2 protein-coding genes and 2 pseudogenes are annotated in these 2,280 nt (G+C 43.6%); all 4 read right to left on the bottom strand.

From position 1 onward, the window contains the following. Window positions 1-281 precede the first annotated feature (281 nt). Window positions 282-827 (bottom strand): putative toxin-antitoxin system toxin component, PIN family, encoded by a 546-nt coding sequence (locus ASL19_RS09485; RefSeq protein ID WP_057178153.1) that lies wholly within the window; start codon window positions 825-827, stop codon window positions 282-284. A gap of 13 nt (window positions 828-840) precedes the next feature. Beyond that, window positions 841-1,329: a helix-turn-helix domain-containing protein gene (locus ASL19_RS09480; RefSeq protein ID WP_057178152.1), complete on the bottom strand. Its 489-nt coding sequence runs from the start codon at window positions 1,327-1,329 to the stop codon at window positions 841-843. 130 nt (window positions 1,330-1,459) lie between these two features. Beyond that, window positions 1,460-1,693 (bottom strand): annotated as a pseudogene (locus ASL19_RS09475) (IS4 family transposase); the annotation flags it as partial. A gap of 48 nt (window positions 1,694-1,741) precedes the next feature. Beyond that, a pseudogene (locus ASL19_RS09470) lies at window positions 1,742-2,280 on the bottom strand (Uma2 family endonuclease); the annotation flags it as partial.

Genomic DNA, 2,280 nt, shown 5'->3' with positions numbered 1-2,280 from the left:
AGCTTAGGGTGCGGAATGTGGGATGAAACCAAATCGAAAAAAGAAGGGAACATCACCGGGACAAGCTTTAGCTCTTTTGAAGGGATAAGCATAATCTTCACCTCATCCCAAATCAAAAATGTCGTACATATCGCGGATTAGCTTATGAGATAGCTTACCAACTAGATTTGATTTATTCTATTAGGTTTCCCGATTGCCACTCATCATTCATTGACAAATGTAAGGAAAACTCTTTGAGTGAAATTTGTCCGGAAATTCGATCGCTTTGGCAATAAAAATATCTATGATTGCATCAATTTCACAAACCCTGGTGCCACGATCGCGAGAACTGCTAACACTTCTGGAACTGTCAGTGGTGGGTCGTCGAGGTCGCCAGCTTGTTCACTCAAAATTTCCATCATCAGCGTGGGATTCAAGTAGAAGAGATGGGTCAGAAACTCATCTGGGGTTTGAGCCTCAACCCCAAACGGTTCTAATGTTTGTTTGGGAAAGTCCTTGATGTTGCTGGTGATAATTACTTGAGATCGAGACATCACCGCCGCAGCTAAGACATGGCGGTCTTTCTCATCGTTAGTCATGGCAGGGATGAGTACTTCAAACCCTCGCACATTAGCTTCGGCGAAAAACCGATTCATTTGGTCGATCAGATCTTGAGCATCTTCGGGACTGGTCATTCCTCTCTTGACCAAATTGCGCCTCACTTCGTCTAAGATTTCGTCGCTCCAGTGCAGCCGATACATCCCTTTTTCGACAGCGCGGAGGAGCGTATCTCTCAAGGTGGCAGGAATTAGGACACAGGCATCCAAAACTACTCCAAAAGATGACAAGGTTGTTTCCTCTCTATGTGCCTTGCGGGTCTTGGAGGGTATTGGCTGCTTCGGTATATAGACCGAGCTGCTGACTCTTCTTGGTCATCCGCGATAGTCCCGCTTGCCGCTTGGCATCGCGCTCAGTTTTATAATGCATCAGATTGCCGAAACGGATGCGACGGTGGGTGCCAACTTTGGTATGGGGGATGGTTTGGGCATCTAGGAGTTCGACGAGATATTGACGGGAGACATTGAGAATGTCGGCGGCTTCTTGAGTGGTAAGTTCTTTATGGATCGGGACGATGGTAACACTGTTGCCTTGAAGTAGCTCGTGCACCATCTGCTGCATCAGGTTAAAGACTGGAGTGGGGATATCAATGGCAGCTCCTGATGTGCTGACAAGTTGAAAGCTAGGGGATTCTGGGTCTAATTGTCCTAAGAGGTCTTCTAGTTCGATCAGAGCGGGTCGATCTTCTTCTCTAGCTGTAATTGGTTGGTGGTCTAAAACAGTCGATAGCATCTTGTTTTGCAGAGCGGGTTTACCTGAGAATACTATCTTATCAAGCTAAACGCTATAAACGCAAGTAAAGTCTCATCCTCGTTGCTTGATCGGTTGTGCCAGTTGCTCCCCTTTAGGGGTGACAAAGTGGTCAAACAGCTTGTTTCATAAGGGATAGAGCCTGAAAGCCACGCTTGAAAAAGAGGCGTTTATGAGGTTTAAGACTAATTAAGCTTAGAGCTAAATCAGCCCATAGTTCCATGCCATAAATCCATAATTGTCCGTAGACAGCAAAGCTAAAATCACTCTGACGTGGGTAATTGTCCTGATGTTGTTGAATCCGTCCGGCATAAGTCTCTATCCCTAATTTTTTCATCCGTTGACCGTACGGCGGCGTTGCATATTTGCGGGATGAATCAACTAAACACTAGTATTACTTCATACTTTCGAGTGCAGTAATATCAATACCCTTAGCTTTTAATTGTGATAGCAAGGTTTGATACTTTATTTGTTCCTGCTCTTTAAGCAATTTTTCACGTTCTGCACGTTGAGTTTCTTGTTCTTTAAGCAATTTTTCACGTTCTGCACGTTGAGTTTCCTGCTCTTTGAGAAGTCTTTCACGTTCTGCACGTTGAGTTTCTTGTTCTTTAAGCAATTTTTCACGTTCTGCACGTTGAGTTTCCTGCTCTTTGAGAAGTCTTTCACGTTCTGCACGTTGAGTTTCCTGCTCTTTAAGCAATTTTTCACGTTCTGCACGTTGAGTTTCTTGTTCTGCATAATTACTCAATTCTACAGGACTAAGAAACTTACTCCCATCTGGATAATAGATGACTAATTCATCTTGGCTCATGTCAAATCTTATTTTCAATCTTGGACTGGTCCAAGTGGTAAAATTCTCAATCTCCTTAAATGAGTTATTTTCCCTAATGGATACTTCTAGACTAATCCTATCTGGATCATATACATAATACT

The sequence above is a fragment of the Cylindrospermopsis sp. CR12 genome (assembly GCF_001432185.1).
In the GTDB taxonomy this organism is placed as follows: Bacteria; Cyanobacteriota; Cyanobacteriia; order Cyanobacteriales; family Nostocaceae; genus Raphidiopsis; species Raphidiopsis raciborskii.
Note: the sequence above shows the minus strand (reverse complement) of the source record. Positions and strands in the feature narration are given on the sequence as shown.